This window comes from Octadecabacter sp. SW4, assembly GCF_008065155.1.
Taxonomy (GTDB): domain Bacteria; phylum Pseudomonadota; class Alphaproteobacteria; order Rhodobacterales; family Rhodobacteraceae; genus SW4.
In genome coordinates, this window is the sequence record NZ_CP042819.1 from 67,975 (window position 1) to 93,677 (window position 25,703).

At 59.7% G+C, this 25,703-nt stretch carries 25 protein-coding genes; 8 read left to right on the forward strand and 17 right to left on the reverse strand.

All coding sequences use genetic code 11. The features are described from left to right. Positions 1-35: 35 nt before the first annotated feature. Genes FTO60_RS00315 through rsfS form a run of 7 tightly spaced genes read right to left on the reverse strand, consistent with a single transcriptional unit; the run spans position 36 to position 5,878 of the window. Complete coding sequence (locus tag FTO60_RS00315) at positions 36-518, reverse strand: hypothetical protein (protein ID WP_148054092.1); 483 nt, start codon at positions 516-518, stop codon at positions 36-38. After that, complete coding sequence (locus FTO60_RS00320; RefSeq protein WP_148054093.1) at positions 515-997, reverse strand: RNA pyrophosphohydrolase; 483 nt, start codon at positions 995-997, stop codon at positions 515-517. Before FTO60_RS00320 ends, FTO60_RS00315 begins: the two co-directional genes overlap by 4 nt. 15 nt (positions 998-1,012) lie before the next feature. Beyond that, positions 1,013-2,347, reverse strand: coding sequence for a S41 family peptidase (locus FTO60_RS00325; protein WP_148054094.1), 1,335 nt, complete (start codon positions 2,345-2,347; stop codon positions 1,013-1,015). 13 nt (positions 2,348-2,360) lie between these two features. Then, a complete protein-coding gene (locus FTO60_RS00330; RefSeq protein WP_254696842.1) occupies positions 2,361-3,425 on the reverse strand; it encodes a murein hydrolase activator EnvC in 1,065 nt (354 codons plus the stop codon). A 44-nt stretch (positions 3,426-3,469) separates the two neighbouring features. Then, on the reverse strand, positions 3,470-4,987 hold the full coding sequence (gene gpmI, locus FTO60_RS00335) for a 2,3-bisphosphoglycerate-independent phosphoglycerate mutase (protein ID WP_148054095.1): 1,518 nt from the start codon (positions 4,985-4,987) through the stop codon (positions 3,470-3,472). 52 nt (positions 4,988-5,039) lie between these two features. Continuing rightward, positions 5,040-5,510 carry a 23S rRNA (pseudouridine(1915)-N(3))-methyltransferase RlmH gene (rlmH, locus tag FTO60_RS00340; RefSeq protein WP_148054096.1) on the reverse strand — a complete coding sequence of 157 codons (471 nt, stop codon included), beginning with the start codon at positions 5,508-5,510 and terminating at the stop codon, positions 5,040-5,042. Further along, the gene (gene rsfS / locus FTO60_RS00345) at positions 5,510-5,878 is read right to left on the reverse strand and encodes a ribosome silencing factor (RefSeq protein WP_148054097.1); all 369 of its coding nucleotides are present in this window, start codon (positions 5,876-5,878) and stop codon (positions 5,510-5,512) included. Before rsfS ends, rlmH begins: the two co-directional genes overlap by 1 nt. A gap of 368 nt (positions 5,879-6,246) precedes the next feature. Between rsfS and FTO60_RS00350 the strand changes: the two genes are divergently transcribed. Continuing rightward, positions 6,247-7,773, forward strand: a complete 1,527-nt coding sequence (locus FTO60_RS00350) for an ABC-F family ATP-binding cassette domain-containing protein (RefSeq protein WP_148054098.1) — start codon at positions 6,247-6,249, stop codon at positions 7,771-7,773. Between the two features lie 469 nt (positions 7,774-8,242). Here the strand turns inward: FTO60_RS00350 and FTO60_RS00355 are convergent, their stop codons facing one another. Both FTO60_RS00355 and FTO60_RS00360 read right to left on the reverse strand, forming a co-directional pair. Then, on the reverse strand, positions 8,243-9,196 hold the full coding sequence (locus tag FTO60_RS00355) for a hypothetical protein (RefSeq protein WP_148054099.1): 954 nt from the start codon (positions 9,194-9,196) through the stop codon (positions 8,243-8,245). A gap of 154 nt (positions 9,197-9,350) precedes the next feature. Beyond that, positions 9,351-10,697, reverse strand: coding sequence for a mechanosensitive ion channel family protein (locus FTO60_RS00360; RefSeq protein WP_148054100.1), 1,347 nt, complete (start codon positions 10,695-10,697; stop codon positions 9,351-9,353). A gap of 279 nt (positions 10,698-10,976) precedes the next feature. Here FTO60_RS00360 and leuC point away from each other — a divergent pair, with 279 nt between their 5' ends. The 4 genes from leuC (at position 10,977) to FTO60_RS00380 (ending at position 15,358) form a co-directional block, all read left to right on the forward strand. Beyond that, positions 10,977-12,383, forward strand: coding sequence for a 3-isopropylmalate dehydratase large subunit (leuC, locus tag FTO60_RS00365; RefSeq protein ID WP_148054101.1), 1,407 nt, complete (start codon positions 10,977-10,979; stop codon positions 12,381-12,383). A gap of 150 nt (positions 12,384-12,533) precedes the next feature. Then, positions 12,534-13,139, forward strand: coding sequence for a 3-isopropylmalate dehydratase small subunit (leuD, locus tag FTO60_RS00370; RefSeq protein ID WP_148054102.1), 606 nt, complete (start codon positions 12,534-12,536; stop codon positions 13,137-13,139). A gap of 360 nt (positions 13,140-13,499) precedes the next feature. Continuing rightward, positions 13,500-14,312: a hypothetical protein gene (locus tag FTO60_RS00375; protein WP_254696843.1), complete on the forward strand. Its 813-nt coding sequence runs from the start codon at positions 13,500-13,502 to the stop codon at positions 14,310-14,312. A 2-nt stretch (positions 14,313-14,314) separates the two neighbouring features. Then, complete coding sequence (locus FTO60_RS00380; RefSeq protein WP_254696844.1) at positions 14,315-15,358, forward strand: endonuclease/exonuclease/phosphatase family protein; 1,044 nt, start codon at positions 14,315-14,317, stop codon at positions 15,356-15,358. Here FTO60_RS00380 and FTO60_RS00385 read toward each other — a convergent pair. Then, positions 15,293-16,201, reverse strand: a complete 909-nt coding sequence (locus FTO60_RS00385) for a sugar nucleotide-binding protein (RefSeq protein WP_148054104.1) — start codon at positions 16,199-16,201, stop codon at positions 15,293-15,295. The two genes, FTO60_RS00380 and FTO60_RS00385, sit on opposite strands and share 66 nt — an antisense overlap. A gap of 94 nt (positions 16,202-16,295) precedes the next feature. On the opposite strand from FTO60_RS00385, the gene FTO60_RS00390 reads away from it, so the two are divergent. The 3 genes from FTO60_RS00390 to FTO60_RS00400 all read left to right on the forward strand — a co-directional run bounded on the left by FTO60_RS00390 (position 16,296) and on the right by FTO60_RS00400 (position 19,379). After that, positions 16,296-17,192, forward strand: a complete 897-nt coding sequence (locus tag FTO60_RS00390) for a LysR family transcriptional regulator (protein ID WP_148054105.1) — start codon at positions 16,296-16,298, stop codon at positions 17,190-17,192. 56 nt (positions 17,193-17,248) lie between these two features. Beyond that, positions 17,249-18,352 carry a 3-isopropylmalate dehydrogenase gene (gene leuB, locus FTO60_RS00395; RefSeq protein WP_148054106.1) on the forward strand — a complete coding sequence of 368 codons (1,104 nt, stop codon included), beginning with the start codon at positions 17,249-17,251 and terminating at the stop codon, positions 18,350-18,352. Between the two features lie 64 nt (positions 18,353-18,416). Beyond that, on the forward strand, positions 18,417-19,379 hold the full coding sequence (locus FTO60_RS00400) for a DMT family transporter (RefSeq protein WP_148054107.1): 963 nt from the start codon (positions 18,417-18,419) through the stop codon (positions 19,377-19,379). A 4-nt stretch (positions 19,380-19,383) separates the two neighbouring features. Here FTO60_RS00400 and ccoS read toward each other — a convergent pair whose 3' ends face one another. The 7 genes from ccoS to ccoO all read right to left on the reverse strand — a co-directional run bounded on the left by ccoS (position 19,384) and on the right by ccoO (position 25,697). Further along, positions 19,384-19,545, reverse strand: a complete 162-nt coding sequence (ccoS, locus tag FTO60_RS00405; protein ID WP_148054108.1) for a cbb3-type cytochrome oxidase assembly protein CcoS — start codon at positions 19,543-19,545, stop codon at positions 19,384-19,386. Beyond that, a complete protein-coding gene (locus tag FTO60_RS00410) occupies positions 19,545-21,734 on the reverse strand; it encodes a heavy metal translocating P-type ATPase (protein ID WP_148054109.1) in 2,190 nt (729 codons plus the stop codon). Before FTO60_RS00410 ends, ccoS begins: the two co-directional genes overlap by 1 nt. A 9-nt stretch (positions 21,735-21,743) precedes the next feature. Next, complete coding sequence (locus FTO60_RS00415) at positions 21,744-22,199, reverse strand: FixH family protein (protein ID WP_148054110.1); 456 nt, start codon at positions 22,197-22,199, stop codon at positions 21,744-21,746. Further along, positions 22,199-23,629, reverse strand: coding sequence for a cytochrome c oxidase accessory protein CcoG (gene ccoG / locus FTO60_RS00420; RefSeq protein ID WP_148054111.1), 1,431 nt, complete (start codon positions 23,627-23,629; stop codon positions 22,199-22,201). Before ccoG ends, FTO60_RS00415 begins: the two co-directional genes overlap by 1 nt. Before the next feature lie 258 nt (positions 23,630-23,887). Next, positions 23,888-24,769 (reverse strand): cytochrome-c oxidase, cbb3-type subunit III, encoded by an 882-nt coding sequence (gene ccoP, locus FTO60_RS00425; RefSeq protein WP_148054112.1) that lies wholly within the window; start codon positions 24,767-24,769, stop codon positions 23,888-23,890. Further along, positions 24,766-24,960 carry a cbb3-type cytochrome c oxidase subunit 3 gene (locus FTO60_RS00430; RefSeq protein ID WP_148054113.1) on the reverse strand — a complete coding sequence of 65 codons (195 nt, stop codon included), beginning with the start codon at positions 24,958-24,960 and terminating at the stop codon, positions 24,766-24,768. The genes ccoP and FTO60_RS00430 overlap by 4 nt, the downstream gene beginning before the upstream one ends. An 11-nt stretch (positions 24,961-24,971) precedes the next feature. Then, the gene (gene ccoO, locus FTO60_RS00435; protein ID WP_148054114.1) at positions 24,972-25,697 is read right to left on the reverse strand and encodes a cytochrome-c oxidase, cbb3-type subunit II; all 726 of its coding nucleotides are present in this window, start codon (positions 25,695-25,697) and stop codon (positions 24,972-24,974) included. Positions 25,698-25,703: the final 6 nt, after the last annotated feature.

A 25,703-nucleotide genomic window follows, 5' to 3' on the forward strand; every position in this document is an offset into this window, starting at 1 on the left:
GCAGTCTTGCGGGGAAATCCCCACGGGCGCAAGCTTCATTGCTGACCGGATGGTTCGCAGGCATCGCCGCGCATACAGGCTTCGACCTTGGCGATGTCTGCGCGGCTCGGATTCTCGAAAACCCATTGCGGGCAGGGGCCGACGCGCAAAAAATCGCCATCGGCGGTGCGTTCGACATAGGCCAGCGCATTGGTTTCCGGTGCGAAAGCACCGCACCACGGCCCGGCACAGCTGATCGCAACGGTGATATCGCGCGGTTTGATGTCGACGAACCCGCTTGCCGACAACCCCTTGCCGCTAAAACGCACGGCAAAGGGATCGGGGGCTTCCCCCTCGCGTGTCGGCGCGGCGACGGTATCTTGGGTAAAGGAAAAGTTGCCCCAAAGGACGGTATAGCGCGCCTCGGCCTGCGACGCGGCGTCAAAGGATCCGGCCACATCAGCCTGCACGCAAGATAAGGCCACGGCCTGCAACGGCAGCGCGACACTCAGCAGGACGCCAAACAGTATCTTTTTCATACCAAACCTCCAAATTCTTTCAGGACCTGCGCGTAAACCGCCCTTTTGAACGGGACGATGCTGGTCAACATTTCGCTCGGTGGCATCCATTTCCAGCGCGAAAACTCCGGATGCTGCGTTGCGATATTGATCTGGTCATCTGTTCCAGTGAACCGCACCAAGAACCACTTTTGCTTTTGTCCACGATAGCGGCCCTTCCAAATCTTGGGCACGATCTCGTGGGGCAGATCATAGGGAATCCAATCTGCGCTTTCGGCCTCCACCTGCACGAGATCGGCCGTGACGCCGGTTTCTTCCCACAATTCGCGCAGGGCCGCGTCGCGTGGGTTTTCACCCTTGTCGACGCCACCCTGGGGCATCTGCCAGGCATCGTGGTCGCGGTCATTGCGCTGGCCGACAAAAGCATGTCCGGCACTGTTCACCAACATCACCCCCACGCAGGGACGGTAAGGCAGGCGCGCGATCTCGTCGGGTGTCATGCGCCTGCCCCTTGGTTACTCGGCGTTGGGACCAAGGGCCGACAAACCCTTGAGGATATCAATCGCATAGGCCAGTTGGTAATCTTCCTCGCGCAGCGTAGCGGCGTCTTCGGCGCGCGCACGGTCCGCTTCGATCTGGCGGATTTCGTCCTCGCTCAGGCTGTCGTTGGACAGCGCGCCGCGCAAATCGGCTTCGGAGCGGAAGACGCCTTGTTCTTCTTCCTCGGTGCTTTCTTCGACGCGGCGGGGTTGTTCAACGATGATATCGGGCGAAATACCCAGCGCCTGAATGGACCGGCCCGAAGGCGTGTAATACCGTGCCGTGGTCAGGCGCATTGCCCCGTCACCACGCAACGGCATGACCGTCTGCACGGACCCTTTGCCAAACGAGTTGGTGCCAACGACAATCGCACGGCGGTGATCCTGCAACGCACCTGCGACGATTTCCGACGCCGAGGCAGAGCCACCGTTGATCAGCACGACAATCGGCAACCCTTCGGCCAGATCGCCCGCATTGGCGTTGTAGCGCTCACCGTCCTGGGGGTTGCGGCTGCGGGTCGAAACGATTTCGCCAGCCTCAAGGAATGCATCTGACACAAGGATCGCTTGGCGCAGCAAACCGCCCGGGTTATTGCGCAGATCAAGAACAAGACCGTTGACGTTGTCGATGCCACCGGCCTCTTCCACCTGTTCGGCCAAAAGTTCGCGCATGCTGTCATAGGTCTGGTCACTGAACGTGGTGATGCGCAGGACAACCGTGTCGCCCTCGGTGCGCGTGCGCACAGCCGTCAGTTTGATGGTGTCGCGGATAATGGACACATCAAACGGTTCGATTTCGCCCTCGCGCACGACAGTGATCACGATTTCCGAACCCACAGGCCCGCGCATCAGGTCAACTGCGTCATCAAGGGTCAGACCCAGAACGCTGGCACCGTCCACGGCGGTGATGAAATCGCCTGACATGATCCCGGCTGCATCTGCAGGGGTGCCGTCAATCGGCGACACGACCTTGACGAACCCTTCTTCCTGCGTGACTTCAATCCCAAGACCACCAAATTCGCCGCGTGTCTGCACGCGCATGTCGGCGGCGTCTTCGGGCGACAGATAGCTGGAATGCGGATCAAGCGACGTCAACATGCCGTCAATCGCCGCTTCGATCAGCGCCGCTTCGTCAACTTCTTCGACATATTGCGCGCGGATGCGTTCAAAGATGTCACCGAACAGGTCAAGCTGTTCATAGACACTGGCGTTGCGGGTGGCCTCTTGGGCGATCAGCGGCCCGGCGATCTGCGTTGTGGCAATCGCGCCTGCGATCGTGCCTACAGCTGCGGCCATAAAAAATTTCTTCATGAATTTTCCTACCTCATTCAACCGCGAACCACGTCGCGGGATCTACGGGACTTTGCCCTTCTCTGACCTCAAGATAAAGGGTCTGTGTTTGACTTCCTGTCACACCTTGCGCTGTTTCGCTCAAAATTGTGTCAACTGCGGGTGTTTCACCCCCCATCAGGCCAACGGGCGACCCCGCGGGCAAGACCTGACCGACCTCGCCGAACACTTCCGCCATGCCAGCAAAGACCCACAGCACGTCTGCGGCCGGTTCCAGTATCGTGACATTGCCATAATCAAGCAGCGGTCCGCGATAGCGCACCGTGGCCGCGCCGGGTGTGGTCACAAGAGCACGCGGGCGCGCCGCGATCAAAACACCGGGGCGGGTGATCCCGGCGGCATCAGCCTGTTCATATCCGCGTAACAGCGTGCCCTGCACCGGCAGTGCCAACCCCCCCGCCACTGTCGCATCAAGGGGTGCCGCGCCCCCATCAACGGCACGCAACAGGCCAGACGCAAAAGCATCGAGCGTTTCCGTGCTGGCTACCAGCAGGGCCGTTTGCACCGCGTCCTCGGTATAGCGTTGTGGCAGGTCGGTGCGGTCTGAAATTGCGGCGCTCAGTTTGGTGCGGGCTTCTTGCGCGCCTGCCAGGCCTTTGCCCAATAAATCTGCGGCGCGGTTTTGCAGGTCGCGCAGGGCCGCGACCTCGTCAAGCTGGCTGCGAAGGATGTCCACTTCGGCCTGCAAGCCCGGCGTCACATCCGACAACATCATGCCGGCGCGGGCCGTTCCGGTTGGCCCCGATGGATGCAGCAACAACAGCGGCGCAGGCGCGCGCCCCATCGTTTGCAACACACCCAACAGGCGCGCCACTTCGTCACTGCGCGCCGCCAGATCGTCCTCAAGGGTGCGTTGACGGATCGCGGCGCGGCGCAACCCGTCGCGCAGGGTCACCAATCCATCTTCATAGGCCTGCACGGTTTGGGTCAGGGCAGCGATACGGTCACTTCGGCCATCGGCGGCAGCCAGCGCCGCGCCTGCTTCCTCAAGGCGATCCGCAGCCGCGATTGCCGCCGCGGACGGGTCCGTTTGTGCCAAAGCAGCGCTGCCAACAAGGCAAACAAAAAATGCAGCGCGCAGGATCACTTGATCAAACTTTCACCGGTCATTTCGCCGGGCTTTTCGATGTTCATCAACTGCAACAGGGTCGGGGCCAGATCGGCCAGGCGACCGTTTCGCAACCCTGCGCCCTTTGGCCCGCCAACCAGGATCACCGGCACAGGGTTCGTCGTATGCGCGGTGTGCGGCCCGCCCGTTTCGGGGTCTATCATCACCTCGCAGTTGCCGTGATCGGCGGTGACGATCATCGCGCCGCCCGCTTTTTCAAGCGCCGCCAGCACGCGCCCAAGGCCGGTATCAACCGCCTCGCAGGCTTCCATCGCCGCCTGCAAATCACCGGTATGCCCCACCATATCGGGGTTGGCATAGTTGCACACGATCAGGTCGTAGCCATCATTGATCGCGCCAACAAAGGCATCCGTGACCTCGGCAGCTGACATCTCGGGTTGCAGATCATAGGTTGCCACCTTGGGCGAAGGGGCAAGATAGCGATCCTCGCCCACCTCGGGGATTTCCTTGCCGCCGTTCAGAAAGAACGTGACATGCGGATATTTTTCCGTTTCGGCAACGCGAAACTGGCGCAATCCCTTGCTGGCGACCCATGCGCCCAGCGTGTTCTTGATAACGCGTTTGGGAAAGCTGGCATCAAGCCATTCGCTATGCGCGTCCGAGTATTCGACCATGCCCAAAAGGGTCGCAAACGGTGGTTTGGTGCCACGGTCAAACCCGTCAAAATCAGGCTGGGCCATTGCCGCCAAGATCTCGCGGGCACGGTCGGCACGGAAATTCAGACAGAACAACCCGTCGCCTTTGGCAACTCCGGCATACCCGCCCAAGACGGTCGGCAGGATAAATTCGTCATTTTCGTCGCGGGCGCGGGCAGCCGTGATCGCATCAGCGGCACTCTCGGCGGTCAATCCGGCGCCATCAACCATCGCGCGATAGGCCTTTTCGACACGGTCCCAGCGGTTATCGCGATCTAATGCATAATAACGCCCAGACAGGGTCGCGATTGTCACGCCCTGTGGCAGGGACTCCGAAAGCTGGGCGACAAACCGTTCGGCGGAAACCGGCGCCACATCGCGCCCGTCCGTAATCGCGTGGATCACCACTGGCACGCCCGCATCGGCAATCATGTTTGCGGCGGCAATCAAATGCAGCACATGGCCGTGCACGCCACCATCCGACACAACACCCATCAGATGCGCCCGCCCGCCTGTGCCCTTCAGCGTGTCGATAAATTTCAGGATCGCCGCATTGTCGAAAAAGGTGCCGTCCTCGATCGCCAGATCAATCTGGCCAAGATCCATCGCGACCACGCGGCCCGCGCCGATATTGGTGTGACCAACCTCGGAGTTGCCCATCTGGCCAGCGGGCAGGCCGGCATCATGGCCGTGGGTCAGCAGTTGCGCATTGGGGCAGTCGCGCATGATCCGGTCAAAATGCGGGGTGTCGGCAAGGGCCGGGGCGTTTGCCGTCGTGTCAGCGCGTTTTCCCCAACCATCCAGAATACACAAAACGACAGGTTTGGGTGTGGTCATGGTGCTCTCCGCTTGCTTCAGGGGTCGTCATACCCCAACGGCACGCGATCCTCTAGACGCGATGATAAGGCGCGCCAGCAAGGATCGACGCGGCACGATACAATTGTTCTGTCAGCATGACACGGGCCAACATATGCGGCCAGACCATCTTGCCAAACGACAGGGCGGCATCGGCGGATTTGCGCAGGTTCGGGTCAATGCCATCCGCGCCACCGATCACAAAGGCAACGTCACCGCGCCCCTGATCGCGCCATCCGGCAAGCGTCTGCGCAAAGTCGGGCGAGGATTGCAGCTTGCCACGCTCATCCAGCACACAGATCAGCGCGCCATCCGGCATCGCTTTGGACAGCAAGGCGGCCTCGGCGACCCTACCACCGCCTTTCTTGTCTTCCACTTCGATAAGATTGGCAGGCCCAAGCCCCAGTGCGCGCCCCGTGCGGTCAAACCGCGTCAGGTAGTCGTCGATCAACGTGCGCTCGGGGCCGGCGCGCAGCCGACCCACAGCGCAGATATGCACGCGCATTAGTTGGCTTTCGTCGCCGCGTCAGCGCTTGCGGGCTGCCACATCTTTTCAAGCTGGTAGAATTCGCGCACTTCGGGGCGGAAAATGTGGACAATCACATCGCCCGCATCAATCAGCACCCAATCGCCGATATCCTTGCCTTCGACCTTGGAAATGACACCATATTCCGCCTTGAGCCGGTCGGTCAGCTTTTCGGCCATCGCCGAAACCTGGCGGGTCGATCGCCCCGAGGCCACAACCATATAGTCGCCAATCTCGGACTTGCCGCGTAGATCGATCTGCACAACGTCTTCGGCTTTGTCATCGTCAAGGGATTTCAGGATCGCAGCAAGCACAGTGTCTGCGGTTGCAGTTTTCGGGGCTGTCATTGTGCCAGCCTCGCGTGCAGCGGCATGGGCCGCCTGTGTGGTAAGAGACAGATCATTGTCCTCCTAAAGCGCGCCGTCCAATCGCCCCGGCGCTGGGCTTGTCCAAACCTAACAAGCCGCAGATGACAATTCAATGAACAGACTGCGGAACTTGCGGCGGTTTCACGCCCTTGCTAGAGTTTGCGCACACCCGCGCATCAACATCAGGAGGGGTCGTCGCAATGAAACGCTATCACGATCGCACGCGCGGCCCCGTCTTTGCCCTGCAAAACACCGTGCAGGGCTGACGACAGGGTCACATTTTCTCACGTCCTTGGTCAGCCTTTTCTGGCGGCACCGCGCCGCGATTTTCCTGAACCGAGAAGAATATGTCCCTGATCACCCTTAAAAATATCGGCGTTACGCTGGCCGATCCGCTTTTCACCGGTCTTGAGCTGACCCTGCCCAAAGGCTGTCGCATGGGCCTAGTCGCTGCCAACGGTGGCGGCAAGACCACGCTGCTGCATTGCATCGCGGGCCTGACCGACCCGACCACCGGTGATATCACCACCGCGCGCGGTTTGCGCGTGGGTTTCATGCAACAGGTCGTGCCGGAAAACCTGCGTGACCTCACGCTATACGACGCCGTGCTGGATGCGATGCCGCCCGACCAGGTGGATTACGAAAGCTGGCGCGTGGATATCGTGCTGGATGACCTGACGATTCCCCATGACCTGCGTGACCGCCCCTTGGGCGCGCTGTCGGGTGGGTGGCAACGCATGGCTCTGCTTGCGCGCGAAATGGTGACCGAACCTGACGCGCTTTTGATGGACGAACCGACCAACCACCTTGATCTGACGCGTATCGGCCAGTTGCAGGATTATCTTGCAGGGTTGCCGCGCGATATGCCAATGCTGATCGCCAGCCATGACCGGGCGTTTCTTGATGCCGTGACTACGCACACGCTTTTCCTGCGCGCCGCGCATTCGCGGGTCTTTGCGCTGCCCTATAGTGCTGCGCGCGATGCGCTGGACGTGGCGGACGCCGCCGATGCCCGCCGTTTTGACAACGATATGAAACAGGCCAGCCAGTTGCGCCGTCAGGCGGCCAAGCTAAAGAATATCGGTATCAACTCGGGCTCGGACCTGCTGGTCAACAAGACCCGGCAATTGAAAGACCGCGCCGACAAGCTGGAGGAAGCGGCACGCCCCGCCCACAAGGAACGCAACGCAGGTGCGATCCGGCTCACCAATGCCGACACCCACGCCAAGGCATTGATTGCCTTTGATGACGTCGCGGTGACAACCCCCGATGGGCGCGTGCTGTTCAAGACCGGCAAGGTCTGGATCAACCGCGGTGACCGGATCGTGTTGCTGGGGCCGAACGGCACTGGCAAGACGCGGTTGGTCGATATGGTGCAACGCGCGATTACCGACGACGTTGACGGGATTCGCGCCGTGCCTACCGTCGTGATGGGCTATTCCGATCAGGGCGTCACCCAGCTTGATCCCGACGACACACCGATGCAGGCGATCACCTCGCGGTTTGACGTAGGCGACCAGCGTGCGCGTGCACTTCTGGCGGGGGCGGGCTTTGGCATCGACCACCAGAACGCAAAAACCGCGACCCTGTCAGGCGGGCAGAAATCGCGACTGGCGATGGTGGTGCTGCGCTTGACCAACCCAAACTTTTACCTGCTTGATGAACCGACCAACCACATCGACATCGATGGCCAGGAGGCGCTGCAATCCGAGCTGGAAAAGCACGAGGTCAGTTGCCTGCTTGTCAGCCATGATCGCACCTTCGTGCGCGAAACAGGCACGCGGTTTTGGGAAATTCAGGGCAAGAAACTTGTCGAAGTCGATAGCCCCGAGCCGTTTTTCTCCCAGGCCTTGGGCGTGGAGAGCGCCGTGTAGCCCTAGCGCAAACTCTTGGTCGGCACTCTGATATTTTGGAGCAATCCTGAAGTTGTAATTTTCTTCAGTAACCTGTTTTCGTTCAGGAAGCACTATTGCCAGGAATTCAGCAACAACGACACTGCCTCTGACGTGACGGTAAACAACTTTGACCCTACCGAAGACCAGCTTGCGGTGGTGATCCCCAAGGCTGCGACCCTCAGCGCGGCAGATCAGGCGACCTTGGACGCGCAGGACAACGTATTTGACATTGCCGCCACGCAGGACGGTGCTGACACGCTGATCACCCTGACGCCGCCCTTGGCGGGATCGTCGCGCCACAATCGGTCCTCCTCAGGGACACGACAGCAACGGATATCAATACCGACGATACCGCCGTGCTGCTGGAATACAGCGCCTAAATCACGGCATCATTGCTCTACAAGTGCCTTGTTTCTAGGGTCTCTAGCATGATCACGCCACAACGGCATTAGAACTGAAAGGCATACCCGACGCTAAGATAACCGCCGCCAATGCTGTCGCTGCCAATTTGGGCCGTTGTTGCAGTTCCGGCAACATCAAGAAAAGTGTCGACGCCGTTGCCGATGCCCTGCAGGTTTTCAAAACCGAGCTCAAAAGTGAGCATGCCACCTTTGGACAGACTCCGTTCCAGCCGCACAGACAGCTGGGTCGATATTGCGGTCCCGCTCTCTGACGCTGTTATATCTTGGTCCACAATCCCGCCGGGCCTGACACTTGTATACTGATAGTCGAAATCGTTTTGCATCACGCCCACCGTGCCCGACAGGCGTAATCCCAGGTTGGCGTCGATCGCGGCATAGTGGCTGATGCCGCCAAAAACACCGATCATCTGGTTGTTGGACTGGGTCGTTTGCGTCGAAACAACCACGCCGCCCGGGTCGAGGATGTTTGTCATCAAATCCTGCGAGGCCTGTCCGGCCTTCAGGCCTGCACTGACACGCCACTGATCGTCCAGCATCCATTCACGGCCCACAGCCAGCATCAACGTTTCGGTCTTGACCTCGGGATCAATGTCCCACCCGGCAGGGAGGTTGTAACCATCATCGTAACTGCCGGGAAAAGTTTCGATGGCCCCTCCGATGGTGATTGTTTCATCACCGGTCGCGGTCGCGCCCGTCAGATTGACGATAAGACGCGAGTTGCTGCCCCACGGCTGGCTATAGGCGGCGTCAAGCCGACCACCAGGACCAAAGTCAAGCTGATCAGTGCTCTGGACCTGTGCGCCGCCGCCATTCGGCGTCGTCAGCGTATCCTGCAAACTGTTGAAAGGGGCAAAAAGGCCCAAGCTGAATTCAAGAACCCGCCCTTGATAAAGCGGGTCTTCAAATGCGGTTTGCGCCTGAACGGCACCCGACATCGCGAGTGCTGCGCAAAGCGCAGCATAGCAAGTTAGCGTTTTCATGTGATTTTCCCCTACTTCCCCCTAGATGCGCGAAAATAGCCCATCCTTTTGAGGGTGGCTTTGTCCCAAGGCCGTGTCACGGTATTTCTTTCGGCAACGGCAGAACTTGGGTCAATGTTGCCAGTATTCAACGACAAACGTCATGGCTTCGGCTCTAGTCGATCACCTTGGTTCCCAACTCCGACCCTTCCAGCACCTTCACTTCGCGCTGCGGGAACGGGATAGAGATGTTGTGTTCGGCAAACGCATCCCACAGCGCAAGGTAGACATTGCCGCGAATGTTGGTCAGCCCGCCCGTCGGGTCTTTGATCCAGAACCGCAAGATGTAATCCACACTGCTGTCACCAAACCCGACGATATGACAAACGGGGGGCTGGAACGTCAGTACGCGATCAACGCTTTTGGCCGCATCAATCGCAATACGCCGAACGTCATGCGGGTTGTCGCCATAGGCAGTGCCAAAAAAGATATCGAGCCGGACAAAATCGTTGGAATGGGACCAGTTGACCACCTGCGTGGTGATCAAGTCTTCGTTCGGGATCAGATACTCGCGCCCGTCCCGTGTGGTGATGCTGACGTAACGCGCCCCAAGGCTGTTGATCCATCCAAATGTTTCGCCCACGGTAATCACGTCACCGGGCTTGATGGATTTATCCAGTAGGATGATGATGCCCGACACAAGGTTGGACACGACCTTTTGCAAACCAAAACCAAGCCCGATACCAATCGCACCCGACAGCACCGCAAGGCCGGTCAGATCAAAGCCAACCGCCTTGAGCCCGACGAAAAAGGCCACACCGTATAGGGCGATTTGTATGAACTTGACCACCAGCACGCGCATCGATGGGCTGATGTCTTCGTTCGCTTGAATACGTGCCGCCGAGGTGCGGGAAATGAACCGCGCAACGAAAAAGAAAACGCCCAGAATGAACGCGGCCTGCAGCACAAGCCAGACCGACAGGCGGAATTCGCCAATCTCGACGGCGATGCTGTCCAGCAGTTGTTCGGCCTGATCCGTGACACCAAGAATGCGCAGCGTCACCCAGGTCCAGGCGCCATAGCGCACCACGGTGCGCAAGAACGGGTTGGCGATCAGACGGGTCGCAAAGGTGACGATCAGCCAGGCCAGCGCAAGATTCGCGATCCCTGCCAGCAGATACGACCGGCTGGGCCATGTGACTTCGCGCATCACGGCCACCGTGATCCAGATCAGCGCGACGAAAAAGATCATCCGCATCCGCTTGTGCACGACCAGCAAAATCCGCAAGCGCCATTTGGGCCAGCCCTCGCGCGTGCGCATCCAGTCGTGCAGGCGGGGTTGCACGATCCGCGATAAAACGTGGGCCACGACAAACACGGCCAGCGCAATTGCGAGCTGATAGGCATTCCACGGGCGCAGCAGCGTTTCCAGAAATGCCTGTGCCTGCCCAAGCAGCCCCTGACCGACTTCGAAAATCTCGCCCGCCTGCTCGACGAGGTCTTGTTGCTCTTCTGGTTCCATGCGCGCCCCTTGGTTGCAGGCATTGTGCATGGCGCGGATATGACGGGCAAGCACATCCATGACAGCGCTTTGATCACGTCGCCAGCGCACCGCGCTTGCAGCGATCCGCCTGCGGGTGTATTCCACCCCAATGATAGTGATTTTTGACATCTGCGACCGCACACGCCTGCGCGAGCGCTTTCACGGTGCCACCCACACGGTGCTTGCCCGCACCTAACCGTGCCCGCGCACCCCGCGCCAAGAACAACTGACTCCGCACATCTTATTCGGGAGAGGACCATGTCCCCCAAAACGCTCTATGATAAAATCTGGGATGCCCATGTGGCACACGAGGCCGAGGACGGCACCTGCCTGCTTTATATCGACCGCCATCTGGTGCACGAAGTAACCAGCCCGCAGGCATTCGAGGGGCTGCGCATGACCGGCCGCGGCGTGCGCGCACCTGATAAAACCATCGCCGTGCCCGATCACAACGTGCCCACCACGCTGGACCGTGCCAACGCCGAAACCATGACCGAGGATTCGCGCATTCAGGTCGAAGCGCTCGACAAGAATGCCAAGGATTTCGGCATCCACTATTACCCCGTGTCCGACGTGCGTCAGGGGATCGTGCATATCGTCGGCCCCGAACAGGGCTGGACCCTGCCGGGCATGACCGTGGTCTGCGGCGATAGCCACACCGCGACCCACGGCGCATTCGGCGCGTTGGCTCACGGTATCGGCACATCCGAGGTCGAACACGTGCTGGCCACGCAAACGCTGATCCAGAAAAAGTCGAAGAACATGAAAGTCGAGATCACCGGCAAACTGGCCCCCGGTGTCACAGCCAAGGATATCACCATGTCCGTGATCGGCGAAACCGGCACCGCCGGCGGCACCGGCTACGTGATCGAATACTGCGGTGAAGCGATCCGCGATCTGTCGATGGAAGGGCGCATGACCGTCTGCAACATGGCGATCGAAGGCGGCGCGCGCGCTGGCCTGATCGCACCGGACGACAAGACGTTCGCCTATTGCAAGGGCCGCCCCCATGCGCCCAAGGGGGCCCAGTGGGAGGCCGCAAAGGCATGGTGGGAAACGCTTTACTCCGACGATGACGCCCATTGGGACAAGGTCGTGACCCTGCGCGGCGAAGATATCGCGCCATCGGTCACATGGGGCACCTCGCCCGAGGATGTTCTGCCGATTACCGCGACGGTGCCCGACCCCGCGTCTTTCAAGGGCGGCAAGGTTGATGCGGCGAAACGCTCGATCGATTACATGGGCCTGAAGGCCGGTCAGAAACTGACCGATATCGAAATCGACACGGTATTCATCGGGTCTTGCACGAATGGGCGTATCGAAGATCTGCGCGCTGCTGCGGCCATCCTGAAAGGCAAGAAAATCAAAGACGGGATGCGCGCGATGGTCGTGCCCGGTTCTGGCCTTGTGCGCGCTCAGGCCGAAGAAGAAGGGCTTGCCGATATCTTCAAGGAGGCGGGTTTTGAATGGCGCATGGCGGGCTGTTCCATGTGTCTGGCGATGAACCCGGATCAGTTGTCCGAAGGCGAACGCTGCGCATCGACGTCGAACCGGAACTTCGAAGGGCGGCAGGGCTATAAGGGCCGCACACATCTTGTATCACCCGGCATGGCGGCAGCAGCGGCGATTACCGGACACCTGACTGACGTGCGCGAGCTGATGTAGCCATACCCCACCCATATGGATTCCATACGCTTTCCATACGGTTTCCATCCCTTACCGCGGCGGTCATATAGGTTAATTTTTCGACCTCCGCGCGTTAACATATTACCCCGTAGGGTGGGTGCCCCCACCACGTGCGAAAGGATCCGACGAATGGAAAAATTCGACAAACTCAGCGGCATTGCCGCGCCGATGCCCCTTGTGAATATCGATACCGATATGATCATCCCCAAGGTGTTCCTGAAGACAATCAAACGGTCCGGCCTTGGCGTGAACCTGTTTGACGAGATGCGCTTTGATCGTCAGGGCAACGAAATCCCTGATTTCGTGTTGAACAAGCCTGCCTATCGCGAGGCGTCAATTCTGGTGGCGGGTGATAATTTTGGCTGCGGATCATCGCGCGAACATGCGCCCTGGGCCATCGCTGATTTTGGCATCCGCTGCGTGATTTCGACCAGCTTTGCCGATATTTTCTATAACAACTGTTTCAAGAACGGCATCCTGCCCATCGTTCTGCCGGAAGATCAGCGCGACATTCTGATGAAGGACGCCGAAAAAGGCGCGAACGCGCGGATCGAAGTCGACCTTGAGGCGCAAACCGTGACGTCATCGGATGGTGAAACCTTTACCTTCGAAGTCGACAGCTTCAAGAAACACTGCCTGATGAACGGTCTCGATGATATCGGCCTGACGATGGAAAAGGCTGCGTCGATTGATTCATTCGAGGCCGAGGCAAGCGCCGCGCGCCCTTGGGTCTGATCGCATAACCCGTGCAGGCCGCAAGCTGTGGCCTGCATACACCATCTACCCACCGGATTTGAGGGCGCCCGCTACATTTAGCTAGATGCGGGTGTGCAACCGCCACATTTGGCGTGGGCCATAGTTCTGCTGCACAATGGTTGCAAAGTCGCACCACCTCTGCCGCAAAACCGCCTCAGATATTTCGCTAGTCTTACCAGAGGCTTGTGAAGCGAAATGAATCTGGGCACAAATATGGCAAATATGAGGCATCCCGCCACAAACGCGCGGGTTCATACTGGGAAAAGGGAGCGGCAAAGCATCGCCCCCGACCGGATTGAGGGTAGTAGGGCAGTGATTTCACGGCTGGCAGGCGCGATCTTGCGCGCGATTCTTGTAGTGTTGCTGATTGCGACGCCGTCGGTGCTATTGGTTAATACATCAATCGATACGACACAGATTGTCGTGCTCGTCGGGCTTCTTGCCGCCGCCTTTACGATTGTCGAATATAACTCGGCCTATCCCAGCCTTGTGGAATTTCGTGACGCGCCGCCGTTCAATCGCGTGCGCTTTTTCGCGCTATACGCCACCGTTTTCGCACTGACCGTGATCGCGCGCGGAGAAGCCAACCCCACGACGATCACGTTGTTCTTCGAGGCCATCGGATCACGTATCGGCGAACTGATCGATTTCCCCTATTCGCCGGTGCGCCTTGTGGTGCTGATGATGCCCGAAGATGCCGATGCCGCACTGATCGATTCCGTGCGCACGGCGGCGGGTCTGTCCTATCTTGTGTCTATCCTGTCGCTTGCCATTTTCGTGCTGATCTTGCGCGGCACAGGCTGGCCGCGCCAGTTGGGTGGCTTCAACGTCTGGACCAATCTGCCCACGTTTGACCCCACAGCGGGCGGTGATGTGGTGGACCGCCTGAACCGTGACGGACAGATTAACCTTATATTAGGATTCCTGCTGCCATTCATTATCCCAGCATTCGTGAAATTGGCCTCTGACATGTTCAACCCCATCAGCCTGGCCAATGATCACACCCTGATTTGGACGATGACTGCATGGGCGTTCTTGCCGGCCAGTTTGTTGATGCGCGGGATTGCGATGATGCGGGTGGCGCAGATGATCGCCGATCAGCGCGCGCGCGCCTATGCCATAGCCAAAGCCGAAGGTGCATTGCCAGCCTGATTTTGTGTTGGCTTGCGCTGCCAGCGTTTACTGAACCCTACCGCATCGCAACCTATGCCGCCCCACTTAGCCGCGATGGACCGGGTTTGCTGCTGCGCGATATCGACAAGGGCGAAGATCCGCAGATTGCAGCGATCATCGCCGTGATCAGGCAGACCGCGCCGGATATCCTGCTGCTGACAGATTTCGACTATGACTATGGCGGAGCGGCGCTTGCCGCCTTTTCCCGGGCGATTGCCGACGCGGGCCACCCTATGCCCTACGTATTCGCCCGCCTGCCCAACACAGGGCTGGCCACCGGATTGGACCATGACGGTGACGGACGGCTGGGCGATGCCCGTGACAATCAGGGCTATGGGCGATTTGCGGGCGATGGCGGCATGGCGGTCCTGTCGCGGTTTCCCATCGATACGGACGGCGTGCGTAACTTTTCCGATTTGCTGTGGCGCGACATTCCCGGTGCCACTCTCCCGCCGATGGCGGATCAGGTGCGCGCGGTGCAGCGCCTGTCTGAAACCGCCCATTGGGTCGTTCCGATCCGCCCAGCCAACGGGCCGCCGATCACCCTGCTTGCCTATAGTGCGACCGCGCCCGTCTTTGACGGCCCCGAAGATCGCAATGGTCTGCGCAATCGGGACGAAACGCGGTTTTGGATGCAGTTTCTGGATGGCACCTGGGGCCCGCCGCCCGAGGGGCGTTTTGCCATCATCGGCAATGCGAACCTTGATCCTGTCGATGGCGAGGGGTTTCGCGACACCATGTCAGAGTTGCTAAACGACCCCCGTGTGCAAGATCCGAAACCGGCAAGCCTTGGTGCGGTCGCCGCCGCCGATCCCGCCCACCGCGGCGATCCCGCCCTTGATACGGTCGATTGGCGCAGTGACGGGCCGGGGAACCTGCGGGTCAGCTATGTGATCCCGTCCGCCGATTGGCAGATCATCGGGGCAGGCGTCTACTGGCCCGCCCCGGGCGATGAAAGCCTACTGGGCAGCGACGGATTGGCCGCTGGCGCGCACCGCCTTGTCTGGGTGGATGTCGGCGGGTAAGCCCGACAACATCACCGTGCGCGTGTCCGTTGGCCTGAAGTCCGGCAGTAGACGGGTGAATTTTTCGGACCCGATCCAATGCGACATGTCCCACAGGTAGCGCATTTCGCGCAACTCGCGGGCAAGCTCCCACAGGGGTGACAAAACGGTCATTAACCACCAGGGAAACGGCGAAATCTTGTAGCTGCGCCCGGTCGCCTGTTCCAGAACGGCTTTGAATTCGGCGACGGAAAATGCATGCCCCGGAAACGGGATATCCGCAAACGCGACAAGGGTGTCGCGCCGTTCGGCCAAGGCCACAGCCGCGCGCGCCCAATCGGGCAGGTAGCAATAGGCGTGAATGATATCGGGTGCGCCCATCGCCCCGACCCTGGCTTTGCGCGGATCGCGCAATAGCATCATGGCCATCGCATCGCCGTTGCGATTGGGATCAATGAAGCTGCCCGCACGCAAGATGATCGTCCGGACGCCCGAGGCGCGGTAGGTCGCCTCCATCTCAACCCGCACGCGGCCCTTGCGGGTCGTGGGAGCCTGCGGCGTATCCTCGGACAATTCACCGCCAGCGGCACCGAAATTATAGACGTTACCGGGGATGATGACGGTCGCGCCGCTGGCCTTTGCGGCGGCGATAACCTGCTGGGTGATCGCCGGAATGGTGTTTTCCCAATCGTGATAGGCGGGCGGATTCAACCCATTGACGATCACATCGGCGCCCATCGCGGCCTGCGTCATATCGGTGGAACGATCATAGTGGCGCACGGTCCAGCCCGCGTTCCAAAATGCAGCAGCCGTATGGCTGCCGATTTTTCCGTTTGCGCCCAAAATCAATACGGTCTGTGTCATGGCCTGATCCTTTTGTCGGGGTGTGGTGTCAAGATGCGCCATGCTAATGCGAATAGAAATTGTTAAAAATCGCAGATCATGTATTCATTTATGAATGACAAATTCCTTGAACACCCTCGACTGGTCCCTTGTGCAGGCCTTCCTTGCGGTCGCAGAAACCGGCAGCCTGTCCGCCGCCGCACGCAGCCTCAATGCCAGCCAGCCGACTCTTGGCCGCCAGATCAGGGCGATGGAAACCCAGCTGGGCGCGACCCTGTTTCACCGGCAAGCACGCGGTTTTGCCCTAACCGAAACCGGCGCGGCGTTGGTTGCCCCCGCCAACGCCATGCGCGACGCAATGATGCAAATCACGCTGACGGCGGCGGGGCGCGAGGTAAAACTGGCCGGCACTGTGCGCATCACCGCCAGCGTCGCGACGTCGCTCTATCACCTGCCTGCAATCATCGCCGATATCCGGACCCGCGAACCCGACATCGCGATTGAGCTGGCCCCGAGCGACGATAGCCGCAACCTGCTGTTCCGCGAGGCAGATATCGCCGTGCGCATGTATCGCCCGGAGCAGCTTGACCTGGTCGCGCAGCACCTTGGGGACATTCCGCTGGGGATTTTCGCGTCGAAATCCTATGTTGCGCGCCGCGGCGTGCCGACTGGGCGCGGCGATATCATGGCGCATGATTTTGTCGGGTTTGATACGAGCCCGGCGATCATCGACGGTTTTCGCGCAGCCGGATTCCCCGTTGATCGCGATTGGTTCAAGGTGCGTTGCGATGACAATGTGGCCTACTGGAATCTGGTGCGTAGCGGTTGCGGAATCGGCTTTGCGCAGATGTCACTTGGGATGAACGATCCCGATGTGATTCAAATCGACCTTGGCTTTCCGTTGCCTCCCTTGCCGATCTGGTTGGTCGCCCACGAGGCGATGCGCCAAACCCCGCGTGTGCGCCGCGTCTGGGACTTGCTTGCAACGGGGTTGCGCCCCTTGGTCACTTGATCCTGCGGGCCTGACAGGCTAGGGCAAGCCGACGCATTCAGCCAAAGGATTCCAGCATGTCGAACCCGTCCCTTCTTATTCTTGCCGGTGACGGCATCGGCCCCGAAGTCATGACCGAAGTGAAGAAAATCATCACCTGGTATGGCGACAAGCGGGACATGAAGTTCGATGTGTCTGAAGACCTTGTTGGCGGCGCAGCCTATGACAAACACGGCGTGCCGCTGCACGACGACACGATGGCAAAAGCCCAGGATGTTGATGCTGTTTTGCTGGGCGCTGTCGGTGGCCCCGCCTACGACAACCTTGATTTTTCCGTCAAGCCCGAGCGTGGGTTGCTGCGTTTGCGCAAGGAAATGGACCTGTTCGCAAACCTGCGTCCGGCGCAGTGTTTTGACGCCTTGGCCGACTTTTCCTCGCTGAAGAAAGACATCGTCGCTGGTCTTGATATCATGATCGTGCGCGAACTGACCTCGGGCGTTTATTTCGGCGAACCCCGTGGCATTCACATCGAGGACAACATGCGCGTTGGCATCAACACCCAGCGCTATACCGAGGCAGAGATTGAACGTGGTGCGCGCGCTGCTTTTGAACTGGCGATGAAGCGCGACAAACGCCTGTGTTCGATGGAAAAGGCCAACGTCATGGAAAGCGGTATCTTGTGGCGCGATGTTGTGACTGAAGTTCACGCGGACTACCCCGAAGTTGAACTGTCGCACATGTATGCTGACAACGGCGCGATGCAGCTGGTGCGCGCGCCCAAGCAGTTCGACGTAATTTATACGGATAACCTGTTTGGCGACATCCTGTCCGATTGCGCGGCAATGCTGACCGGTTCGCTGGGCATGCTGCCTTCGGCCTCGCTTGGATCGCCAATGGCCAATGGCCGCCCTAAAGCGATGTATGAACCCGTCCACGGCTCTGCCCCTGACATCACCGGACAGGGCAAGGCAAACCCGATTGCCTGTATCCTCAGCTTTGCGATGGCGCTGCGCTATTCCTTTGATCAAGGGGGCGAGGCGGACCGCCTTGAAGCTGCGATCGAAAAGGTGTTGGCAGACGGTTTGCGCACGGCTGACCTTATTGGGGAAGACGGCGTAGCCCCGATCTCCACGACAGAAATGGGCGATGCGATTGTTGGCGCGCTGAACGCCAGCCTCTAGGGCGCATTGACCCGGGGCGTGGATTGTCTGAAACAGTTTGCGTCAACACCCGATAGGACATGCAATGTCGCAAAACGCAAAAGGTGCGCTTTTGGCGCTAATGGCTTTCGCCGTCTATGCGACGGGTGATGTGGCTGTGAAAGTGCTTGGCGGGGTCTATTCACCGATTCAAGTCATTTTCTTTAGTGGTTTGTTCAGCTTTCCGCTGGCGATGTTCATGATCATGCGCGACCCGCAACCGGGAACCTTGTTGCCCGCGCACCCGTGGTGGACCGTGTTTCGCACGCTTGCGACGCTGATCACGGGCTTTAGCGCGTTTTATGCGTTTTCGGTGCTGCCACTGGCGCAGACCTATACGATCCTGTTTGCCTCGCCTTTGCTGATCACCGTCCTTGCGATCCCGCTTCTGGGTGAAAAGGTGCGCTTGCGCCGTGGTCTTGCGGTGCTGGTGGGGCTTGCTGGCGTTCTGGTTGTCCTGCGCCCCGGTCAAACCGACCTGAGCCTAGGCCACATCGCTGCCCTGGTCGCGGCCTTTGGCGGGTCGTTCGCATCGGTGGTCGTGCGCAAGATCGGTGCCGATGAACGACCGATCGTGCTGATGCTCTACCCGATGGCCGCGAACTTTATCGTGATGGGGGCGATGCTGCCGCTCGTCTATCTCCCGATGCCGATCGAACACATTGGCCTTTTGGCGCTGCTGGCAACTTTCGGCACCGCTGGCGGGCTGATCATCATCGCCGCCTACAAGGCGGGCGAGGCGGTGATCGTCGCGCCCATGCAGTATTCGCAAATCCTGTGGGCCACGTTTTATGGTTACCTGTTCTTTGAGGAATCGATGAACTGGAACACATCAATCGGCGCGGGCATTATCATCGCCAGCGGTCTTTATATCGTGCTGCGCGAAAGCCACAGCAAGGTTTCGCAGAACACGCCTGTGTTGCGCACGCGCTCGCGGCCTGAAACAGGGACAAACCTGCGGATTAGTCCATTTTTGAAAATCAGGCTGGGGCGTAAAAGCGCCGAGTGACCCGCTAGTCCTGCGCCGGTTCGTCGTCGTAATCGGTGCGCAGGATGCGCGCGCTGTCGCCTTCTGGGTCGTCATACTGGTTTGACTTCAGCGTCCAAAAGAACGCGACCAATCCAATGCCGCCCAGGAACAGGCTGATCGGGATAAGATAAGACAAGACTTTCATCAGCGGGTCCGCATTGCATTGAGTGATACGATAATCGAGCTGGTCGACATGGCAATCGCCGCACTAAGTGGCGTGGCAAATCCGAGAAAGGCGATCGGCACGGCAATACTGTTATAAAGCGCGGCGACGCCAAAGTTTTCCAGGATGCGATGCCGCGCCGAACGGCCGATACGCAGCGCATCCGTGATATGCGACAGATCGGGCGACACCAGCACCACATCGGCGGCAACGCGCGCGGCCTCGAGCGCCGAGGCAGGCGCGATGGACACATGCGCAAGCGCAAGTGCAGCCGTATCGTTCAGCCCGTCACCGACCATCAAGACACGCTTGCCTGCGGATTTGCGGTCTTCCAGCATGGCTGCCTTTTCGGTGGGCAAGACGCCGGCATGCCAATCCGTGATCCCCAGTTCATCGGCCAATAGTTGCACGGGATCGCGCGCATCCCCCGACAGCAAGGTCACGGGCAACCCGCGCGCATTAAGCGCCGCAATCAGATCATGCGCGCCGTCGCGCAGGGTGTCGGCAAAGGCAAGCGATACAGGCGCTTCCCCCGCGATGCCAATCTGGGTCGCGCCGGATTCTGTGTCGTCACTGACCCAGGCCGCGCGGCCAAGGCGCACGACCTTGCCGTTCAACTTGCCCTCGACCCCAAGGCCGGGGTGTTCGACGATACCGGTGACAGTGACCACTGGCAGACCGCGCCCGCGCGCTGCTGCGCCAATCGCTGCAGACCGGGGATGTGACGATGCATCCGCAAGTGCTGCGGCAATTGCAAAGGCACGCTCGGGGATCATATCGGGATCGCGCAGTTGCGGCGTGCCCTTTGTCAGCGTGCCAGTCTTGTCAAAAATAACCTCGTCGACCTCGGCCAGCCGTTCAAGCGCGGTGGCGTGTTTCACCAATAAGCCATGTTTGAACATCCGTCCCGATGCCACGGTTGAAACCGCTGGCACCGCAAGACCAAGCGCGCAGGGGCAGGTGATGATCAGCACGGCCACGGCGATGTTGAGCGCAAGGCGCACATCGCCGCCTGTCAACCACAGCCACAGCACAAAGGCCGCCAGCGCCAGCAAATGCACCAACGGCGCATAGATGCGCGCGGCCCGATCAGCCAGCGAGTTATACTTGGATTTCGCTTCTTCGGCGACCGATACCATATCCGCAAGACTGTGCAGCAGGGTGTCCTTGCCCACGGCCTCGGCGCGCACATGCAAGGGGCCGGTCAGGTTCACTTCGCCCGCGCGCACGGACGTGCCAACATCCACAGCCACGGGATCGGTCTCGCCTGTCAGGAATGCGCGGTCCAGTTCGCTTGTGCCGTCAACCACGGTGCCATCAACGGGAACGCGCCCGCCGGGCCGGACCATCAAGATATCGCCCACCGCGATCGCCGTCAGTGGCACGGTTTCGGCAACGCCATTGACCAGACGCAGGGCTGTTGGCGATTCAAGCGCCGCCAGCTCGGCTGCGGCAGACCGCGCGACACTGCGCATCTTTTGATCCAGAAAGCGCCCCGCTAGCAAAAAGAACGTCAGCGACAGGGCTGCATCGAAATAGGCGTTCTCGCCGCTGTTCATCGTTTCGAACAACGACATGCCCGCCGCAAGCAAGATCGCCAGCGAAATCGGCACATCCATGTTCAAACGGTAGGCCTGCAAGGCGGACCAAGCGTTGCGAAAGAAGGGCTGCGCGGAAAAGGCGATGGTCGGAAGGGCGATCATCGCCGATATCCAATGGAACAGATCGCGCGTCGCATCTGTCGCGCCCGACCAGACGGCCACCGACAACAGCATCACATTCATCATCGCAAAGCCCGAAACGCCAAGGCGCATCAGTAAATCACGCGCGGCGCGGTCGCTTGTGCCCGCTGACAGGGTTGCGCTGTCCAGCGGCAGCGCCTCGAACCCGAGGGCCGAGAGGGCCGCTGTCAAATCTGCGGCTTCGAGTCCGTCAGCGACATGCACCGTTGCGCGTTTACGGGTCAGATTCACGCGCACATCATTGACGCCGTCCAGCGCCATCAAGCCGCGCTCGACGCCTGAAATGCAGCCCGCGCAATGGATCGCGGGCAGGGAAAGCTGGATCTCTGTGCCAATTGCTTGGGCCCGTTTTCGGGCGCGTTCGCTCATCACCGGCGCGGCTAGGCATCCGGGGCAGGCGCCAGCGCTGGGGCTTTCGCTGGTGGTCATCGCAGGCTCCTAGCGTTCGACCAGAACAACGACGCGCTGGCGGAACATTGTGCCATCCTTGGCCATGGCCTCAAAGCGCAGGTTCCAGTTGCCTGCCGAGGTGGCGACAGGCGCGCGATACAAAGTGCCATCAAAGACGAAATCCGGTATCTGATCATCGCGCACGCTCGTGGCGCGCCCAAAGGTGCCGGTCAGTTCAGCCACCTCAACCGGTTGACCCACATCATTCGTAATTGCCAGCTGCAGTTCTTCTTGATGCACCTCGGCGTGGATTGACCACCCCAAGGCCTCTTGGGCGGCGCGGTCGCGGTCAAAATTCTGGCTGGCGACATAAGAGTTCTTGACCTCAAGCCCGGGAAAGGTTCGCACCGCCGAATAGGCCATAAACAGGTTCACCGCGATGATGACGCCAAAGGCGGCAGACATCCCAAAGAACACTTTGCGGCCAGTGATAGGAGCAGCCATCAGTTTCCCTTTCCGTTAAAGATCGTATCCTGAAATGACTGATCGCCACTTTCAAGGTCTTGCACCCAGAAACGCAGATCCGTGCGTTCCGCTGCTGCGGCAGGCGCGTCGCGGTCTGCCATGACATAGACCCGCACAAGGCGCGTTTCGTCGACGGGGACTGTGACGGTTGTGTCGCCTGCTTCTTCGCCTTCGATTTCGACCTGCAGGTCCGCCTCTGACGTTGCCGTGATTTCAAACGCGCGATTATCACCATACATGTTGCGCAGGCGAATGTCGTAAGCGTTGCGGATGCTGCCGTCAGACAGGGTCACGAATTGCGGGTTACGCACTGGGGCAACGGTCATGTCGATGCTTGAACGCATCAAAAGCGCGATGATCAGACCAACGCCAACAAGTGCCCAGAGGCTGGTATACAGGATAGTACGAGGCCGGAACACGTGCTTCCAGATCGGCACTTGCCCACCGCCCGCACGTTCGGCCGGTTCATCCTTGAGCGCAAAGTAGTCGACCAGGCCGCGCGGCTTGCCCGTCTTGGCCATGATATCGTCACAGGCATCAATGCAGAGGCCACAGGTGATACACTCCATTTGCTGCCCGTCGCGAATGTCGATCCCCATCGGGCAGACGTTGACGCAGGCCATGCAATCAATGCAGTCGCCCATCGGTTCGCCGGATTTGACGGCTTCGGAATGTTTGCGCGGCTCGCCACGCCATTCGCGGTAGCCGATTGTGATGGTGTCCTCGTCCATCATCGCGGCCTGAATGCGCGGCCAGGGGCAGGCGTAGATACACACCTGTTCACGGGCGATCCCACCAAAGAAGAACGTCGTCAGCCCCAGGATCGCCATCGTCGTATAAGCCACCGGATGGGCCGTCCCGCGGACCAGATCAACGGCCAGCGTGGGGGCATCAGTGAAATAGAACACCCAGGCCCCACCCGTGGCGATACCGATCAGGATCCAGACGAACCATTTGGTCAGCCGCAGCCGCCATTTCTTGAAATTCCACTTGGATTTCCACAGACGCACTCGCGCGTTGCGGTCACCCTCGATCCAACGTTCGGTGGCAATAAACAGGTCGGTCCAGACGGTCTGCGGACAGGCATAGCCACACCAGACCCGGCCCAGCGCCGACGTAAACAAAAACAGGCCCAAACCCGCCATAATCAGCAGACCTGCGATGAAATAAAACTCGTGCGGCCAGATTTCGATAAAGAAGAAAAAGAACCGGCGGTTCGCAAGATCAATCAACACGGCCTGATCGGGCAGGACCGGGCCACGATCCCAGCGGATCAGCGGCGTGAGGTAATATATCCCCAGCGTGACCAGCATGATCAGCCACTTCATCGACCGGAATTTGCCTTTCACCTTGCGCGGAAAGACGGGCTCGCGGGCGGCGTAAAGGGACGGGGTCTCGGATGAGCTCATGTCGTTTGTCCTGAAAACATCTGTTCGCTGTAATGTATATGCGGCAAATGGGGGCACAATTGCCTTGATGTGGATCAAGAAATAATGTCGCAGGGAAAGGCCCCGATCGGCCTGGACATGTCCCAGAAAAATTCACCCCCGAAAAGCACGAGGCATTCCGGGGGTGAAACCCTCCTCCCAGAGGGGACCCTGCGTTAAGCGCGAACAGACCGCAGGGTCTATGTCTGGCGAGGCCGCTGCAAGACCCCGCCAGAGATATTATTCACCGCCACCAAGCTGATGGACGTAGGCGGCAACCGCATTGATTTCCGCCTGGCTCAGGCCGCTCCCGACACGGAATTCCTCGGACCAGGCGGGCATCACGCCAAAGCGGGCGTAACGGACTGTTTCGGTGATGGAGTCCTTGTCGCTACCGTAAAGCCAGATCGCGTCATTCAGGGTCGGCGCGCCAAGGGCGTCTACGCCTTCGCCGTTGTCACCGTGGCAGGCGGCGCAGTTGTCATAATAGACGGTCGCGCCCAGATCCGCCGCGGCGGCATCATAGTCCTGTCCTGAAATCGCCAGCACGTGATTGACCACTGCGTCGAGTTCTTCGTCGGTCAGGATCTCGTCAAAAGCGGTCATTTCCGAATACCGTGAATCAAGTGACTGTTCGTTGCGGATCCCGTGGGCCACCGTATAGGCGATATCCTCGATCGTGCCGCCCCAAAGCCAGTCATCATCAAGCAGGTTTGGATAGCCTGTCGCGCCGGCTGCGCCGGACCCGTGACACTGCGAACAATTGGCACGGAAGATCGCGGCACCACCGTTGACGGCAAAGCCATACAGCTCGGCGTCGTCAGAGATTGACGCCAGCTCGACATCGGCCAGCTTGGCCATCAGATCGGCGTTTGCGGCTTCGACGGCAGCGATATCCTCGGCCACCTCGGCCCGGGTGGAATAGCCCAGCAGACCGGGCGTTGCGCCCTTGATCAAGGGCCACGCCGGGTAGGCAATGGTGTAAAGGATGCCCCAGGCGATCGTGGCGTAAAGGCACCAGACCCACCACCGTGGCAGGGGATTGTTGTATTCCTCGATCCCGTCCCAGCTGTGGCCGGTGGTATCGGGCTCTTCTTGGTTGTTGTCTTGTTTTTTGCTCATGACTGACCCTCCGGGTCGCTGGAAATGCTGTCAGCGGGGCGATCTTCGTGCCGGAAAGGCACGTTTGCCGCGTCGTTGTGCACCTTGCGGCTGCCAGGACGGAAGGCGAAAAATATGACCCCTATGAAGAAGATGAACAGGGCAAGTAGCACCCAACTGTCTGCAATCTCGCGCAGGATATTATAGTCCATGCGATCCCCTCCTAGCGGCTTGCATCGGGTGTGAAGGTCGAGAAATCGACCAACGTGCCCAACATTTGCAGGTAAGCGACAAGCGCATCCATCTCGCTGATGCCCGGCTGGCCATCAAAGTTGCGCACCTGTGCTTTTGGATAGCGTTCAAGCAACCCGTCGGTGTCACCAAACGGATCAACCTGCACCATAAAGTCGGCACGCGCTGACGCGATCATCTCTTCGGTGTAGGGCACGCCAACTGCGGCATGTGCCCCAAGCAAATCTTCGATGTATGTCGGCTCGATCAGCGTTTCGGTCAGGTAGCCATAGGGCGGCATCACCGATTCTGGCACAACCGACTGTGGATCGGTCAGGTGATCCACCTGCCACTCGTCCGAATAGCGGCCACCAACGCGGGCAAGGTCGGGCCCTGTCCGTTTGGAGCCCCATTGGAACGGATGGTCATACATCGACTCCGCTGCCAGCGAGTAGTGGCCATACCGCTCGACCTCGTCGCGCATCGGGCGGATCATCTGGCTGTGGCAGACATAGCACCCCTCGCGGATATAAATCTCGCGTCCGGTCAACTCCAGCGGGGAGTAGGGGCGCATGCCCTCCACTTCCTCGATGGTGTTCTCCAGATAGAACAGCGGTGCGATTTCGACGATACCGCCGACAGTCACGACCAGAAGGCTACCAGCCAGCAATAAGGTCGCGTTCTTTTCAAGAACCTTGTGACGATCAAGGAAAGCCATGTTCGT

Bases quoted from the DNA above. Each gene is read 5' to 3' on its own strand.
- FTO60_RS00360 (WP_148054100.1), bottom strand. From the start codon at position 10,697: ATGGAACCAGAAGAGCAACAAGACCTCGTCGAGCAGGCGGGCGAGATT.
- FTO60_RS00385 (WP_148054104.1), bottom strand. From the start codon at position 16,201: ATGACACAGACCGTATTGATTTTGGGCGCAAACGGAAAAATCGGCAGC.
- FTO60_RS00390 (WP_148054105.1), top strand. From the start codon at position 16,296: ATGACAAATTCCTTGAACACCCTCGACTGGTCCCTTGTGCAGGCCTTC.
- gpmI (WP_148054095.1), bottom strand. From the start codon at position 4,987: ATGACCACACCCAAACCTGTCGTTTTGTGTATTCTGGATGGTTGGGGA.
- leuD (WP_148054102.1), top strand. From the start codon at position 12,534: ATGGAAAAATTCGACAAACTCAGCGGCATTGCCGCGCCGATGCCCCTT.
- ccoO (WP_148054114.1), bottom strand. From the start codon at position 25,697: ATGGCTTTCCTTGATCGTCACAAGGTTCTTGAAAAGAACGCGACCTTA.
- FTO60_RS00315 (WP_148054092.1), bottom strand. From the start codon at position 518: ATGAAAAAGATACTGTTTGGCGTCCTGCTGAGTGTCGCGCTGCCGTTG.
- ccoS (WP_148054108.1), bottom strand. From the start codon at position 19,545: ATGAAAGTCTTGTCTTATCTTATCCCGATCAGCCTGTTCCTGGGCGGC.
- FTO60_RS00350 (WP_148054098.1), top strand. From the start codon at position 6,247: ATGTCCCTGATCACCCTTAAAAATATCGGCGTTACGCTGGCCGATCCG.
- leuC (WP_148054101.1), top strand. From the start codon at position 10,977: ATGTCCCCCAAAACGCTCTATGATAAAATCTGGGATGCCCATGTGGCA.
- FTO60_RS00430 (WP_148054113.1), bottom strand. From the start codon at position 24,960: ATGGACTATAATATCCTGCGCGAGATTGCAGACAGTTGGGTGCTACTT.
- FTO60_RS00400 (WP_148054107.1), top strand. From the start codon at position 18,417: ATGTCGCAAAACGCAAAAGGTGCGCTTTTGGCGCTAATGGCTTTCGCC.
- rsfS (WP_148054097.1), bottom strand. From the start codon at position 5,878: ATGACAGCCCCGAAAACTGCAACCGCAGACACTGTGCTTGCTGCGATC.
- ccoG (WP_148054111.1), bottom strand. From the start codon at position 23,629: ATGAGCTCATCCGAGACCCCGTCCCTTTACGCCGCCCGCGAGCCCGTC.
- rlmH (WP_148054096.1), bottom strand. From the start codon at position 5,510: ATGCGCGTGCATATCTGCGCTGTGGGTCGGCTGCGCGCCGGCCCCGAG.
- leuB (WP_148054106.1), top strand. From the start codon at position 17,249: ATGTCGAACCCGTCCCTTCTTATTCTTGCCGGTGACGGCATCGGCCCC.
- FTO60_RS00410 (WP_148054109.1), bottom strand. From the start codon at position 21,734: ATGACCACCAGCGAAAGCCCCAGCGCTGGCGCCTGCCCCGGATGCCTA.
- FTO60_RS00355 (WP_148054099.1), bottom strand. From the start codon at position 9,196: ATGAAAACGCTAACTTGCTATGCTGCGCTTTGCGCAGCACTCGCGATG.
- ccoP (WP_148054112.1), bottom strand. From the start codon at position 24,769: ATGAGCAAAAAACAAGACAACAACCAAGAAGAGCCCGATACCACCGGC.
- FTO60_RS00325 (WP_148054094.1), bottom strand. From the start codon at position 2,347: ATGAAGAAATTTTTTATGGCCGCAGCTGTAGGCACGATCGCAGGCGCG.
- FTO60_RS00415 (WP_148054110.1), bottom strand. From the start codon at position 22,199: ATGGCTGCTCCTATCACTGGCCGCAAAGTGTTCTTTGGGATGTCTGCC.
- FTO60_RS00320 (WP_148054093.1), bottom strand. From the start codon at position 997: ATGACACCCGACGAGATCGCGCGCCTGCCTTACCGTCCCTGCGTGGGG.